This is a genomic window from Ruegeria sp. YKSD163, assembly GCF_059612905.1.
Genome location: NZ_JBXWRM010000009.1, coordinates 63,008 through 76,127, shown reverse-complemented (window position 1 = coordinate 76,127; position 13,120 = coordinate 63,008). Strand labels below are relative to the sequence as shown.

Here is a 13,120-nt window from a genome sequence, read left to right as displayed (position 1 = left end):
CGGATGACCAGCAGCCCCGCACCGCCGCTATCGCCGATCGGATGGGCCGATGCCTATCGGTTGCGGTGGAAACGGCGGCGGTTGCTCTGGCGCGCTTTCCGCAGCCGCCACGCGCTGACCGCGCTGTCCGACCGAACCGCAGCGATCCGACCGGGTCAGGTTCTGGCCGTTACCACGCTCAGGAACGAGGCGCTGCGCCTGCCCTGGTTCCTGGACTACTACCGCAACCTCGGTGTCGATCATTTTCTGATGGTCGACAACGGCAGCGACGATGGCAGCGACGAGCTGCTGATGGCGCAGCCCGATGTCTCGCTCTGGCGGACCGGGGCCAATTACCGCGACTCCCGCTTCGGGCTCGACTGGATGACATGGCTTCAGATGCGCCACGCGCACGGGCATTGGTGCCTGATGGTCGATGTGGACGAGCTGCTGGTCTATGCCCATCATGACCGCCGCGACCTGCATGCATTGACTGGCTGGCTGAATGGGCAAGGGCGGGACAACTTTGGCGCCCATATGCTGGACCTTTACCCCAAGGGGCCGGTCGCGGCGCAGATCCATGCGCCGGGCGACGATCCGCTGGATGTGCTTCACTGGTTCGATGCCGGCCCCTATCGCGCCCAGCGCCAACAGCCACTGGGGAACCTGTGGGTTCAGGGCGGCGCGCGCGAGCGGATGTTCTTTGCCGATGAGCCGCGCCGGTCACCGACACTGAACAAGATACCGCTGATCCGCTGGGACAGACGTTATGCCTATGTGAACTCGTGTCATTCCGCCCTGCCCCGCCGACTGAACGCGGCCTATGGCGGGCCGGGGGACAGCGCGCCCTCGGGCGTGCTGCTGCACACCAAGTTTCTGCCCGACATTGTTTCCAGATCGGCCGAGGAAAAGACGAGACAGCAGCATTTTCACACGCCTGCCGATTTCGACCATTACTATGACGAGCTGACCGCCTCACCCGATTTCTGGACATCATCCTCGACCCGGTTCGCGGGATGGACGCAATTGAGTGCGCTCAGGCTCCTTTCGCCCGGAGGTTGGGATTAGAGACAGAATACAACCGAGACCGGGGGAAAGTCACGGTTGCGGCATCAGGATTGATGTAACGCTTTCTAAACCCGTTGCTTCCATAGATGTTTCAGTGACATAAACGGTCAATACCAATTGGGTTTGTTGGTTATAAGTACCGGGCATGCTCGCGTCATAAGAAGAGTGGATAGCAGCGTGAGCCTTTGGGAGTCCTATCGGATGAGAGTGCGGCGCAAGCGCCGTCTTTTGCGTTGCATCCGCAAGTCCCGTGAATTGCGCGCCGTTCAGAACAATACCGCCGCAATTCGACCCGGCGACGTGCTGCTTGTCAGCACCGTGCGGAACGAAAAGATCCGCCTGCCCTATTTCTTGCGTTACTATCGGGAACTTGGGATCGACCATTTCCTGTTCGTGGACAATGACAGCACGGACGGCACGCTCGATTATCTCAACGGACATCCCGATGTGTCGGTCTGGCACACCACGCACAGCTACAAATCCGCCACATTCGGCGTTGACTGGATGAACTGGCTCAAGCGGAGCTACGCCCACGATCATTGGGTTCTGGTTGTCGATCCCGACGAATTCTTTATCTATCCGTTTTGCGATACCCGCCCGATACAGGCGTTGACAGACTGGCTCGACAATTCCTCGATCCGGTCATTCAGCGCGATGCTGATCGATGTCTATCCAAAGGGTCGGATCGACAGTGTCCCCTATTCCGAGGGGCAGAACCCGCTGGAGATAGCCAACTGGTTCGACAGTGGAAATTACTCGATCAAGAAGAACCCCGAATACGGAAACCTGTGGATCCAGGGCGGGCCGCGCAGCCGAGTGTTCTTTTCCGACAACCCCAAGAAGGCACCTGCCCTTAACAAGACCCCGCTGGTGAAGTGGAACCGGCGCTATGCCTATGTCAGTTCGACCCATACCCTATTGCCGCGCGGCCTGAACCAGGTTTACGAGGAATGGGGTGGTGAAAAGGCGAGCGGCGCGCTGTTGCACACCAAATTCCTCGACACGCTCACCGCCAAGGCGGTCGAAGAGCTGACACGCCGCCAGCATTATTCCAACTCGGTGGAATACAAGGCCTATGCCGAAAAGGTCGAGAGCCAGCCCGACCTGTGGTGCAAATGGTCCGAGAAATACATCAACTGGCGCCAGTTGGAGATTCTCGGCCTCATGTCCAAGGGGAACTGGGCATGAGCACGGTCGGCATCGTCATGCTGGTGCATACCGCGCTTGATAGGGCGCAGCAGGTGGCCCAGCACTGGACTGCTTCGGGCTGCCCGGTGGTGATCCATGTGGACCGCAACGTGTCGCGCAAGACGTTCAAGGCGTTTCACGATGCCTGTATCAAGGACCCGCTGATCCGCTTCAGCACCCGGCACCGATGTGAATGGGGCACCTGGGGGATCGTCGCCGCGTCACAGGCGGCCTCTGAGCAGCTGCTGGCCGAGTTTGCCGATGTCCGGCATGTCTATCTGGCCTCCGGCTCGTGCCTGCCGCTGCGCCCGGTGCAAGAACTGATCGACTATCTTGCGGCCCGACCGCGCACCGATTTCATCGAAAGCGCGACCACCGCAGATGTGCCATGGACGGTGGGCGGTCTCGACCATGAGCGTTTCACGCTGCGCTTTCCCTTTTCGTGGAAGAAGCACCGCTATCTGTTCGACAGATACGTTAACCTGCAACGGCGACTGGGGTTCAAGCGCCGGATACCCGCCGGACTGGTCCCACACATGGGCAGCCAATGGTGGTGCTTGACGCGGCATACGCTTTCAGCGATCCTTCAGGACCCCGAGCGCGACACCTATGACCGCTATTTCCGCAAGGTCTGGATACCTGACGAGAGCTATTTCCAGACCCTCGCCCGCCAGTTCTCGGCCAATATCGAAAGCCGCTCACTGACGTTGAGCAAGTTCGATTTCCAGGGCAAACCGCATATCTTCTATGACGACCACCTGCAATTGCTGCGCCGGTCCGATTGTTTCGTTGCTCGCAAGATCTGGCCGCGCGCCGAGCGGCTGTACCAGGCCTTTCTGACGGATCAGGCCGGAGCGATGAAACGGACCGAGCCGAACCCGGGCAAGATCGACCGCATCTTTGCCAAGGCGGTCGAACGCCGGACCCGCGGGCGCGACGGTTTGTATATGCAGAGCCGCTTTCCCCGCCACGGTAACGAGAACGGCCTGACCTCGAACCCGTATTCGGTGTTCCAGGGCTTTACCGAGCTTTTCGAGGACTTCGAACCCTGGTTGGCCAAGGCCACCGGCACCCGCGTGCATGGGCATCTCTTTGGTCCCGACCGCGCGGATTTCGCCGGGGGCGAGCGGTTGATCAACGGTGCGCTCAGCGACAGCGCGATGTTGCGCGACTATAATCCCACCAGTTTCCTGACCTCGCTGATCTGGAACACGCGCGGGGAACGCCAGTGTTTCCAGTTCGGCCCTGCCGACAATCAGGAGATCAACTGGCTTCTGGCGCGTGATCCCAACGCCCAGATCTCGGTCATTACCGGCGCCTGGGCGGTGCCGCTGTTCAAATCGAACCGGAATTTTGCCGACCTCCGCAAGGAGGCCGCGCGCCTGCAACGGATCGAAAGTAAGCAACTGGAGATCCTGCGCTCGGTCTGGACCAAGGCACGGGTGCGGATCTGGACCATGGCCGAGTTTGTCGAGGCCCCGATGGAACCGATCCAGACCATCGTCGACGAAATCGGGCAATCCAGCCCGCGCCGCCTGACCGAGGCGCCGACAATGGTCGATCTGACCGGCTTTGGACAGTTCCTTCAGAACCTCAAGAATCAGGGCATGCACCCCTATCTGATGGGTGACTTCCCGGTCGAACCGGCCCTGGTCAATAACCCCAAACCGACACGCAAACCCTATCTGGTGCGATAAGGACGTATGAGCAGCCCTTTCGATTACTTCGTAGTCTTCGCCGAGATGCGGACAGGCTCCAACTTTCTCGAGGCGAACCTGAACGCGCTGGACGGGGTGGCCTGTGTCGGCGAGGCGTTCAACCCGCATTTCATTGGCTATCCCAACAAGACAGAGATTCTTGATATCAGCCAAGACATGCGAGACGCCAACCCCCAATGCCTGATCGACGCGGTGCGGGACGCGCGCGGGGTGCTGGCCGGGTTCCGGTTCTTTCACGACCACGATCCGCGCGTTCTGGACCTCGTCCTGTCTGATCCGCGCTGCGCCAAGATCATCCTGACCCGAAATCCGCTCGACAGCTATGTCTCGTGGAAGATCGCCAAGGAAACCGGACAGTGGAAGCTGACCAACATCAAGCGTCGGAAAGAAGCGCAAGCCCGCTTTGATGCAGAGGAATTTGCGCGTCATGTCGAGGCGTTGCAGGATTTCCAGGTCTTTCTGCTCAACAGCCTGCAGCGCAGCGGCCAGACCCCGTTCTATGTCGCCTACGAGGATCTTCAGGATCTGGCGGTGATGAACGGGCTGGCGCAATGGCTGGGCGTACCCGCGCGGCTGGACCAACTGGATGACAACCTGAAGCGCCAGAACCCCAGCCCCGTCACCTCCAAGGTGGTGAATGCGGGCGAGATGGTCGAGGCCCTGAGTGGGCTGGACCGTTTCAACCTGACACGGACTCCCAATTTCGAACCGCGTCGCGGCCCCGCGGTACCGACCTATGTTACCGGCGCGGTGACACCTTTGATCTATCTGCCGGTGCGTGGCGGCCCCGAGGACGAGGTTCGCCGTTGGATGGCAGATCTGGACGGTGTGGTCGATGCGGCGCTGGGCACCGGTCTGAACCAGAAACAGGTACGCGGCTGGCTCAAGGGTAACGAGGGACACCGCTCGTTCACGGTGCTGCGTCACCCTTTGGCACGTGCGCATTCGGCCTTTTGCCATCGCATCCTGAACAAGGGGCCGGGCTGTTTCACCAAGATCCGCAACACCCTGCGCCGACAGTTCAACCTGCCGATACCCGAGGACAGCCCCGGCCCGGATTACGGGCGCGCCGATCACCGCGCCGCGTTCGAAGCGTTTCTGGAATTTGTCCGCATGAACCTCGCCGGACAGACAGCGATCCGAATCGACGGATCCTGGTGCAGTCAGGCACAGGCGCTAAACAGCTTTTCCGACTTCGTCAGTCCAGACCTGATCCTGCGCGAAGATGAAATCGCCAACGATTTGCCCGTGCTGGCCCGTCGCTTCGGCCATGCCGAACCACCCGAGCCGCCCCGCGCCGCCCCCGATACGCCGATCCCGCTGGGCGATATTTATGATGACGCGCTCGAGGCACTGGCCGCCGACATCTATCAGCGCGACTATATCCTGTTCGGGTTCGGAAAATGGGCCGGCGGCCAGGCATGACGCAGATTGGCTAGGACCCGAAATCTGGCATGAAATCAGCGCAGTCTTGCGCCGCCCATTCACGAAATGCCCGCAGATGGGGTTCGTCCCAACGGTCACGCATACCGATCAGGACATACCCCCCTTGTGGTGTGACACAGGTCATTTCGGGAAAGGGAAGCACAAGCGCTCCATTCCGCAGTTCTTCGTGACACAGAGCCAAGTCTGCCATCACAACGCCTGACCCCAACGCCGCTGCCCTTGCGGCCATATCCAGATTCGGAAACGTCGGTCCGCTTGCCGCATCAATCCCGCGTATCCCAAAGCTGGCCAGCCAATGCGCCCAGTCCCGGCGCTGCGGAGATTCATGCAACAAGACCATCCGCGCAAGATCTGAAGGTGTCCTGAGAGACTGTTGATGTAGCAAAGCCGGGGAACAGGCCGGGGACAGCACCATTGGGAACAGGGGCATGCTGGCGACACCGGCTGGCCGTCCATGGACATGTTCGACCGACACACCGAGATCATATTCGGTACCGTCAAATCCCTTGGCGCCGTAAAACTCTGTGGTCATCCGGACACGGATGCCGGGATGCGCTGCCTGGAAGTTCTCCAGTCGTGGAAACAGCCAGCGAATTGACAACGCCGGCGGACAGATGATCCGGATGTCCTGAGTCACGGAAGAGATCTGTTCGGCTTCTCGTCCGATCCGGGCAAACGCCTCGGTCAACACAGGCAGCAACTGCCGCCCCGCCGCGGTCAGATCGACCCCGCGGTGGTTTCGGTGGAACAGGGCAACGCCCAGATGCTCCTCCAACAACTTGATGTGACGGCTCACAGCTCCTCGGGTTACGCAAAGCTCCTCGGCGGCCGCAATGTACCCATTGTGACGCGCGGCAGCTTCAAATGCGCGCAGAGCATTCAGCGGCGGCAATCGCATGTGCAAACCCTTTGGATTAGATTTCTTAATCCAAGTTACGAGAAAGCTTGCGTTGAAGGCAAGAGATCGAAGGTCCAGCTTTGGTTATGACCAGATAACCAAGGGGAAAATATCATGAATTCTTGCGGCGTTTACGAAAGCCCTGTGAATGCCACCAAACCGGGATTGCGCGCCTGGCTCTTTCGCTGGATCAACATTCTTGATCGAAAGAGAGAGTGGGACCATGCGATGCTCGAAGCGGAACTCATCCGCCTCGCGGAAACCGCGCCGCATCTTCTGGCGGATATCGGATTTGCAGTGGATCCGCAGCGCAGCAACGCAACCACAACAGTGTGGGTCTCGCCCGACAGCGATCTGGCCTTTGAACAATCGGGGCCAGCTGCGATCAGGCGCGCAGGGTGATTACCGTTCCGTCGCGCACCATGGCATAGATCTCTTCAATCTCTTCGTTCCTGACGGCGATGCAGCCTGCGGTCCAATCCGGTTGTTTCTTCGCCTTTTTGCGGTCGCGCAACAGGTTTGGTTGCCCATGAATGAAGATCTCGCCGCCCGGCTTCTTGCCCATAGCCTGGGCATAGGCCACGTCGCGGGCATTGGGATAGGATATGCCCAGCGACAGGTGGAACGCACTGTTTGGATTTCGGCGGTCGATCAGATAGGTGCCTTCGGGCGTCTTGCCATCGCCTTCGAACTGTTTGTGCCCGGCCGGGGCAAAGCCCAGATCGACCTTGTATTCCTTCAGCACCTTTTCATTGTTCAACAGGTACATCTTGCGCGCAGCCTTGTTGATCACGATCGAGGTGACCGCAGGTCCGTAATAGCGGCGGAACTTGCTGTCCTGACTGCCGCAGGCCGACAGGCCAAGCGCGGCGACCGCGCCAAGACCGAAATGTCGACGATCCATATTCACTGCCTCGTTCTTTTTCTCAATGGTCCCCGGAATACCCCGGAATCGGGGTCGGGCAAAATCACTTTTTGGTTTCACCAAGCGCTTTCAACCGATGGTCGATCTGTTCCAGACGGGCCAGAACCTCGTCCCGATAGGCATCGGTCCGCTCGCCATCTTCGGCATGGTGCGCGTCCTGCATCGAGTTCACGATCAGACCGACCAGCAGGTTAACCACCGCAAATGTGGTGATCATGATGAAGGGGACAAAGAACAGCCAGGCATAGGGATAGACCTGCATCACCGGGCGAACGATGCCCATCGACCAGCTTTCCAGCGTCATGATCTGGAACAGCGTATAGGCCGACAGGCCCAGATCGCCGAACCAATCGGGAAACGAGGCGGCAAACAGCTTGGTCGCGATCACCGCGCCGATGTAAAAGATGATGGTCATCAACAGGAACACGCTGGCCATACCGGGCAGCGCGGTGATGAAGCCTTCGACCACGCGGCGCAGGCGCGGCGCGACCGAGATCACCCGAAGCACCCGCAAGATGCGCAGCGCCCGCAGCACCGACAGGCCCCCGGCGGCGGGGATCAGGGCGATGCCCACGATCACGAAATCGAACAGGTTCCAGCCATTGAGGAAAAAGCGCTGCCGCTGCGCCATCAGCTTCAGCGCGATCTCGACGATGAAGATGCCCAGACAGATACGGTCGGCGGCCAGGATCAGCCCGCCCCACCGCTCCATCAGATAGGGCGAGGTTTCCATCCCCAGCACAACGGCGTTCAGCATGATCACGGCGGTGATGAACCGGCCAAATCCGGGCCGGTCGATGAATGCCTGCAATCTCTGCATCGCGCGCTCCTTGTTGCTCAGCCGCCGATATGGACCCGCGAGAAGGACGCCGCAAGCTCCACATGCGCCGACCAGCGGAACTGATCGACCACCTGCACCCAATTCAGGCAATAGCCAGCCTGAACCAGCGGTTTGGCATCGCGGGCAAAGGTCACCGGGTTACAGCTGACATAGGCGATGACGGGTGGTTTGGCGCGGGCCAGCTCGGCCACCTGCGCCTCGGCCCCGGCGCGGGGCGGGTCCAACACCACCGCGTCAAAAACGGCGAGTTCGTCGGGCAGCAGAGGGCGGCGGAACAGATCACGCGCCTCGGTGGTCACGCGTTTCAGGCCCTGCGCACGACGCCAGCCCCGATCCAGCGCGGCGGTCATCGTGGCCTCACCCTCGACCGCATGCACCTCGGTGGTCTCGGCCAGCGGCAGCGCAAACGTGCCGCAACCGGCAAACAGATCGGCGACCCGCCTGGCATTGCCCGCAATCTCTCGTACCGCTGCCAACAGCGCCTGTTCACCATCGCGGGTGGCTTGCAGAAAGGCGCCCGGCGGCGGCACGACCGCCGCCTTGCCGAACCGTTGCGTGGGCGGCTGTCGCATGGCGATCACCTCACCCTCCCAGGCCAGCCGGGCCAGCCCCTGCGCCTCGGCCAATTGGCCCAGCGCCACCTCAAGCGGGCCATCAAGCGGTTTGCCACCGCGCACCGCCACGTCCAGCCCGGCGTCGGAGAGGGTCAGTGTCACCGCCATGACGCCCTTGCGACTGCCACCCAGCATGGCCAGCGCCTCGGCCACCGGAATAGCGGCAAGCAGCGCGGGGTCGAGCAATTGGCAATCCGGAATCTCGGTGATCACGTCCGAGGCGCGGCCATGAAACCCGGCAAGCGCACCCTTCTTGGTGCGGCGCACCGCAATGGTTGCCCGACGGCGTGACTGCGGCGGCGAGGTATGAACGGGGCGCATCACCGCCTCGATCCCTTGCGCCGCCAATGCGGCGCGCACCACCTCTTGCTTCCACTCGGCGACGAACCCGTCCGAGGCGTGCTGCAACTGGCAGCCGCCGCAGGCGCGGTAATGGCGGCAGGGCGGCGCCACTCGATGCGGCGACGGTGTCACCACCCGCATATCGGCCAGCCTGTCGCCCTCGGGCGTGCCGCTGACCACCTCGCCCGGCAGGCTGCGCGGTACATAGATCGGGCCGGGGGCGATCCCGTCGCCCTGATGGCCCAGCCGCGTAATGGTTATCTCTTGTGTCATGGCCGCCTGATACAGGGGCGCGCGCAAGGCGAAAAGCCCTTACTCGGCCGCTTGCGTGCGGATGAACCCGCCGGATTGCCGATGCCAGAACCGGGCATAGAGACCATTGCGGGCCAACAGCGCCTCGTGCGTGCCACTTTCAAAGATCCGGCCCCGGTCCAGCACAACGATCCGATCCATTTCAGACAGGGTCGACAGGCGGTGCGCGATGGCCAGTACGGTTTTACCCTCCATCACGCGATGCAGCGCGGTCTGGATCGAAGCCTCGACCTCGCTGTCGAGCGCGCTGGTAGCTTCGTCCAGCACCAGAATCGGGGCATCCTTGAGGATGGCGCGGGCCAGTGCGATCCGCTGCCGCTGACCACCGCTCAGCTTGACTCCGCGCTCGCCCAGATGCGCATCGTACCCCTTGCGCCCCCTGGCGTCGGCCAGATCCTGGATGAATTCATGTGCCTCGGCCTTTTGAGCGGCGGCAATCAACTCGGCCTCGGTCGCGTCGGGGCGGCCATAGAGGATGTTGTCACGGGCAGACCGGTTGAACATTGCGGTTTCCTGCGTGACCAACCCGATCCGTCGTCGCAGGCTGTCTTGCGTCACTGTTGTAATGTCTTGCCCGTCAATGCGGATTTCGCCATTTTCCGGCTCGTAGAGCCTGAGGAGAAGCGAAACCAGCGTCGATTTCCCTGCTCCCGAGGCGCCGACGATCCCCAGTTTCTCGCCCGGCTCGACAGTCAGCGTCAAGGCATCCACCCCACCGGTTTCCCGCCCATAGGCAAAGCCGACATCGGCGAATTCGATCTTACCACTGCCTGCAACCAGCGGTTGGGCATCGTGCATATCCTCGATCCGCTCGACCCGCGCGAGGCTGTTCATGCCGTTCTGAACCTCGCCGAGATTCGCATAAAGGCTCATCAGCGTGAAACTGACCCAGCCGGACATCTGTGCGATACGGATCGAAACCGATCCCGCAACCACCACATCGCCCGCGCTGGCGCCCCCCGCACGCCATAAAAGCAGTGCCGATCCGAGCAGGATCACCGGCAAAAGCCCGGCCAGCAGCATCAGGAAGAACCGGAAACTGGCAGAGAGCCATCCGAAATCCAGCGACCGCTCGCGCAAGTCGGCCATGGCATCACGCGCCGCCACATCTTCGGCATGGGCGTGGGCGAACAGCTTGACCGTCTTGATGTTGGTGATCGTATCAACGACATGACCCGATACCATCGCCCGGGCCCCGGCCCGAGCTGCCGACCGTTTGCGCACCCGTGGCAGATACCAGCGGATGAGCAGAAAATAGGCGCAAAGCCACAAAGCAAAGGGCAACATCACCAGCGGATGAATAGACCCTAACAAGGCCAAACTGCCGACAAGAGAAGCCAATGCAAACACAATCGCGCTGATTGTCTCGGACACGACGGAGGTGAGCGCGCTTGCGGTCTGCATCTGTTTCTGCGCGATCCGACCGGCAAAATCGTCGTCAAAGAACCCGACCGACTGGCCCAGCGTCCATCTATTCAGCTTGGCCAACACCAGCGGCGGGATATTGGGCATGACGACATAATTGTTCGACAGTGCCGACAGGCCAAAAGCAACCGGTCGGATCAGCACAAAGAACGCCCCTGCGGCCAGGATTGCCCCCAGATTGGTCCCGTCAAAAAACCCTTCGGGACCAAGTTCGACCGCCCGGTCGACCACCTGCCCCAGTATCCACGCGGTTATCGCCTCGAACATACCCGCCATTGCCGAAAACAGCGCGGCGGCAAACAAGACCGGCCAGGCACCGCTGAGCGCCCAGCGGATGAACGCCCCCAGCCGTCGGGGTGGGGGCGTATCCGTGTCACGGAACGGGTCGATGAGGTCAGCAAGCCTCATCCATCGACCTCGACATTCAGGAATCCGCCCGATTGCCGTGCCCAGAACTGGGCATAGAGCCCGCCCTGCGCCAGCAGATCGGCATGATCGCCCTCTTCAACGATCCGGCCCTGATCCAGCACCAGGATACGGTCCATCTGCGCGATAGTGCTCAGCCGGTGAGCGATGGCGATCACGGTCTTTCCTTCCATCATGCCGTAGAGCGTGTCCTGAATGGCGGCCTCGACCTCGGAATCTAGCGCGCTGGTCGCCTCGTCCAACAGCAAAATGGGCGCATCCTTGAGGATGACCCGCGCCAGGGTCACCCGCTGGCGTTGCCCGCCGCTCAGCTTGACGCCGCGCTCGCCCACATGGGCATCATAGCCGCGCCTGCCCTGCGGATCTTCGAGGTCCAGGATGAAGTCATGCGCCTCGGCCTGTTTGGCAGCGGCGATCATCTCTTCCTCACTCGCGTCGGGACGCCCGTATAGCAGATTGTCGCGGACCGAACGGTGCAACAGCGCGCTGTCCTGCTGCACCATGCCGATATGGCTGCGCAGACTGTTCTGGGTCACCCGGGCGATATCCTGCCCGTCGATTAGGATACGACCGCTGTCTGGGTCGTAGAACCTGAGCAGCAGCTTGACCAGTGTCGACTTGCCGGCGCCCGAACGCCCGATCAACCCGATCTTTTCACCCGGCGCAATGGTCAGGTCCAACCGGTCCAAACCACCGGCGCCGCGCCCGTAATGATGCGACAGCTGTTGCAGCTCGATCCGGCCCTCGGTCAGCTCCAGCGGCCGGGCATCCGGCGCATCCACCAGGTCGATGGGCTGCGCGATGGTCTCCATCCCCTCGGCCACCACACCCAGTTGGCGGAAAAAGCTGGTCAGCGCCCACATGATCCAACCGGTCATCGCGTTGAGCCGCAGGGTCAGGGCCGAGGCAGCGGCCACCAGACCGACACTGGCCTGCCCCTGCATCCAGAGCGCGATGGCCCAGCCGACGACACCGACGATCAGCAGCCCGTTCAGGGTGACCAGCACCACATCCATGATGGTAAAGATCCGCATTTCCACCTGAAAGGTGCGGCGCGTTTCCTCGATCGCCTCTCGTGCATAAGCCAGCTCGCGATCATCGTGGGCGAACATCTTGACCGAATGGATGTTGGTATAGCTGTCCACCACCCGGCCCGTCACGGTCGAACGCGCATCCGAAGCCGCCTGCGACGCCGGCCCCACCCGCTGGATCGTCCAGCGCACCAGCAAGGCATAAAGCGCGAACCAGATCAGCAATGGCAGCAACAGCCGGATGTCGGCGGCCATAAGCAAGATCGCCGCGCCCAGCAGATAGGCCAGCGAAAACGAGATCGCGTCGAAAACCTGAAAGATCACCTCGCCCGCCGCCGGGGGGGTCTGCATGATCCGGTTGGCGATGCGCCCGGCAAAATCGTTCTCGAACCAGCCGACCGACTGGCGCAACACGTGTTTATGCGCGCGCCAGCGGATCAGGGTGCCGAAATTGGGAAGGATCGCATTGTTCAACAGTAGAACATCGGCCACATGCAGCGCGGGCCGGATCAGCAGGACGAACAGCGCCAGCACGATGAACTCGGTGCCGTAGCGCGCCCAGACCTCGGCCGGTTCGCCGTTCAACACATCGACGACACGACCCATGTAGTAGATCAGCCCGATCTCGACCCCGGCGACGATGATCGACAGCAGCGCGGTCCAGACAAAGACGCGCAGAAACGGCTGGGAGTAATCCAGCATGAAGGGCCACAGCCGTGTGGGCGGCGTGTCCGTCTCATCATAGGCGACAAAGGGATCGACAAGATTTTCGAAAAAGCGAAACATAAAGGATGCTCCGTTGAGCAGTTAGGGTATATGCGAAAGAGGCGGCGTGCAGGACACCACCCGAACGGGTCGGTCGTCCCAGCCTCAGCTGAACCAGAGCCCGTAATACATTCGCATCCCT

The 13,120-nt window shown here is 61.4% G+C and carries 11 protein-coding genes; 5 read left to right on the top strand and 6 right to left on the bottom strand.

The genetic code is table 11. The features are described 5' to 3' along the window. Positions 1 to 3: 3 nt before the first annotated feature. The 4 genes from AC2FNA_RS13330 to AC2FNA_RS13315 all read left to right on the top strand — a co-directional run bounded on the left by AC2FNA_RS13330 (position 4) and on the right by AC2FNA_RS13315 (position 5,378). A complete protein-coding gene (locus AC2FNA_RS13330; protein ID WP_496827264.1) occupies positions 4 to 1,047 on the top strand; it encodes a glycosyltransferase family 2 protein in 1,044 nt (347 codons plus the stop codon). Positions 1,048 to 1,248: 201 nt separating this feature from the next. Then, positions 1,249 to 2,235, top strand: coding sequence for a glycosyltransferase family 2 protein (locus tag AC2FNA_RS13325; RefSeq protein ID WP_496827485.1), 987 nt, complete (start codon positions 1,249 to 1,251; stop codon positions 2,233 to 2,235). After that, positions 2,232 to 3,932 (top strand): DUF5927 domain-containing protein, encoded by a 1,701-nt coding sequence (locus AC2FNA_RS13320; protein ID WP_496827262.1) that lies wholly within the window; start codon positions 2,232 to 2,234, stop codon positions 3,930 to 3,932. Before AC2FNA_RS13325 ends, AC2FNA_RS13320 begins: the two co-directional genes overlap by 4 nt. A gap of 6 nt (positions 3,933 to 3,938) precedes the next feature. Then, the gene (locus AC2FNA_RS13315) at positions 3,939 to 5,378 is read left to right on the top strand and encodes a nodulation protein NodH (protein ID WP_496827260.1); all 1,440 of its coding nucleotides are present in this window, start codon (positions 3,939 to 3,941) and stop codon (positions 5,376 to 5,378) included. 10 nt (positions 5,379 to 5,388) lie between these two features. Here the strand turns inward: AC2FNA_RS13315 and AC2FNA_RS13310 are convergent, their stop codons facing one another. Then, complete coding sequence (locus tag AC2FNA_RS13310) at positions 5,389 to 6,297, bottom strand: LysR substrate-binding domain-containing protein (protein ID WP_496827258.1); 909 nt, start codon at positions 6,295 to 6,297, stop codon at positions 5,389 to 5,391. A gap of 114 nt (positions 6,298 to 6,411) precedes the next feature. Here AC2FNA_RS13310 and AC2FNA_RS13305 point away from each other — a divergent pair, with 114 nt between their 5' ends. Next, the gene (locus AC2FNA_RS13305; protein WP_496827256.1) at positions 6,412 to 6,699 is read left to right on the top strand and encodes a hypothetical protein; all 288 of its coding nucleotides are present in this window, start codon (positions 6,412 to 6,414) and stop codon (positions 6,697 to 6,699) included. On the opposite strand, the gene AC2FNA_RS13300 is transcribed toward AC2FNA_RS13305, so the two are convergent. From AC2FNA_RS13300 to AC2FNA_RS13280, 5 genes are all read right to left on the bottom strand, one after another. Further along, the gene (locus AC2FNA_RS13300; protein ID WP_496827254.1) at positions 6,683 to 7,201 is read right to left on the bottom strand and encodes a L,D-transpeptidase family protein; all 519 of its coding nucleotides are present in this window, start codon (positions 7,199 to 7,201) and stop codon (positions 6,683 to 6,685) included. The two genes, AC2FNA_RS13305 and AC2FNA_RS13300, sit on opposite strands and share 17 nt — an antisense overlap. Before the next feature lie 64 nt (positions 7,202 to 7,265). Further along, positions 7,266 to 8,042, bottom strand: a complete 777-nt coding sequence (locus tag AC2FNA_RS13295; protein WP_496827252.1) for an ion transporter — start codon at positions 8,040 to 8,042, stop codon at positions 7,266 to 7,268. 17 nt (positions 8,043 to 8,059) lie between these two features. Then, positions 8,060 to 9,292, bottom strand: a complete 1,233-nt coding sequence (locus AC2FNA_RS13290; RefSeq protein ID WP_496827483.1) for a class I SAM-dependent RNA methyltransferase — start codon at positions 9,290 to 9,292, stop codon at positions 8,060 to 8,062. 39 nt (positions 9,293 to 9,331) lie between these two features. After that, positions 9,332 to 11,164 (bottom strand): ABC transporter ATP-binding protein, encoded by a 1,833-nt coding sequence (locus tag AC2FNA_RS13285; protein ID WP_496827250.1) that lies wholly within the window; start codon positions 11,162 to 11,164, stop codon positions 9,332 to 9,334. Beyond that, complete coding sequence (locus AC2FNA_RS13280; RefSeq protein WP_496827248.1) at positions 11,161 to 12,999, bottom strand: ABC transporter ATP-binding protein; 1,839 nt, start codon at positions 12,997 to 12,999, stop codon at positions 11,161 to 11,163. Before AC2FNA_RS13280 ends, AC2FNA_RS13285 begins: the two co-directional genes overlap by 4 nt. Between the last annotated feature and the right edge of the window lie 121 nt (positions 13,000 to 13,120).

Excerpts from the sequence above, each read along its gene's own strand:
- AC2FNA_RS13330 (WP_496827264.1), top strand. The coding sequence starts at position 4 with ATGACCAGCAGCCCCGCACCGCCGCTATCGCCGATCGGATGGGCCGAT.
- AC2FNA_RS13325 (WP_496827485.1), top strand. The coding sequence starts at position 1,249 with ATGAGAGTGCGGCGCAAGCGCCGTCTTTTGCGTTGCATCCGCAAGTCC.
- AC2FNA_RS13320 (WP_496827262.1), top strand. The coding sequence starts at position 2,232 with ATGAGCACGGTCGGCATCGTCATGCTGGTGCATACCGCGCTTGATAGG.
- AC2FNA_RS13315 (WP_496827260.1), top strand. The coding sequence starts at position 3,939 with ATGAGCAGCCCTTTCGATTACTTCGTAGTCTTCGCCGAGATGCGGACA.
- AC2FNA_RS13310 (WP_496827258.1), bottom strand. The coding sequence starts at position 6,297 with ATGCGATTGCCGCCGCTGAATGCTCTGCGCGCATTTGAAGCTGCCGCG.
- AC2FNA_RS13305 (WP_496827256.1), top strand. The coding sequence starts at position 6,412 with ATGAATTCTTGCGGCGTTTACGAAAGCCCTGTGAATGCCACCAAACCG.
- AC2FNA_RS13300 (WP_496827254.1), bottom strand. The coding sequence starts at position 7,201 with ATGGATCGTCGACATTTCGGTCTTGGCGCGGTCGCCGCGCTTGGCCTG.
- AC2FNA_RS13295 (WP_496827252.1), bottom strand. The coding sequence starts at position 8,042 with ATGCAGAGATTGCAGGCATTCATCGACCGGCCCGGATTTGGCCGGTTC.
- AC2FNA_RS13290 (WP_496827483.1), bottom strand. The coding sequence starts at position 9,292 with ATGACACAAGAGATAACCATTACGCGGCTGGGCCATCAGGGCGACGGG.
- AC2FNA_RS13285 (WP_496827250.1), bottom strand. The coding sequence starts at position 11,164 with ATGAGGCTTGCTGACCTCATCGACCCGTTCCGTGACACGGATACGCCC.
- AC2FNA_RS13280 (WP_496827248.1), bottom strand. The coding sequence starts at position 12,999 with ATGTTTCGCTTTTTCGAAAATCTTGTCGATCCCTTTGTCGCCTATGAT.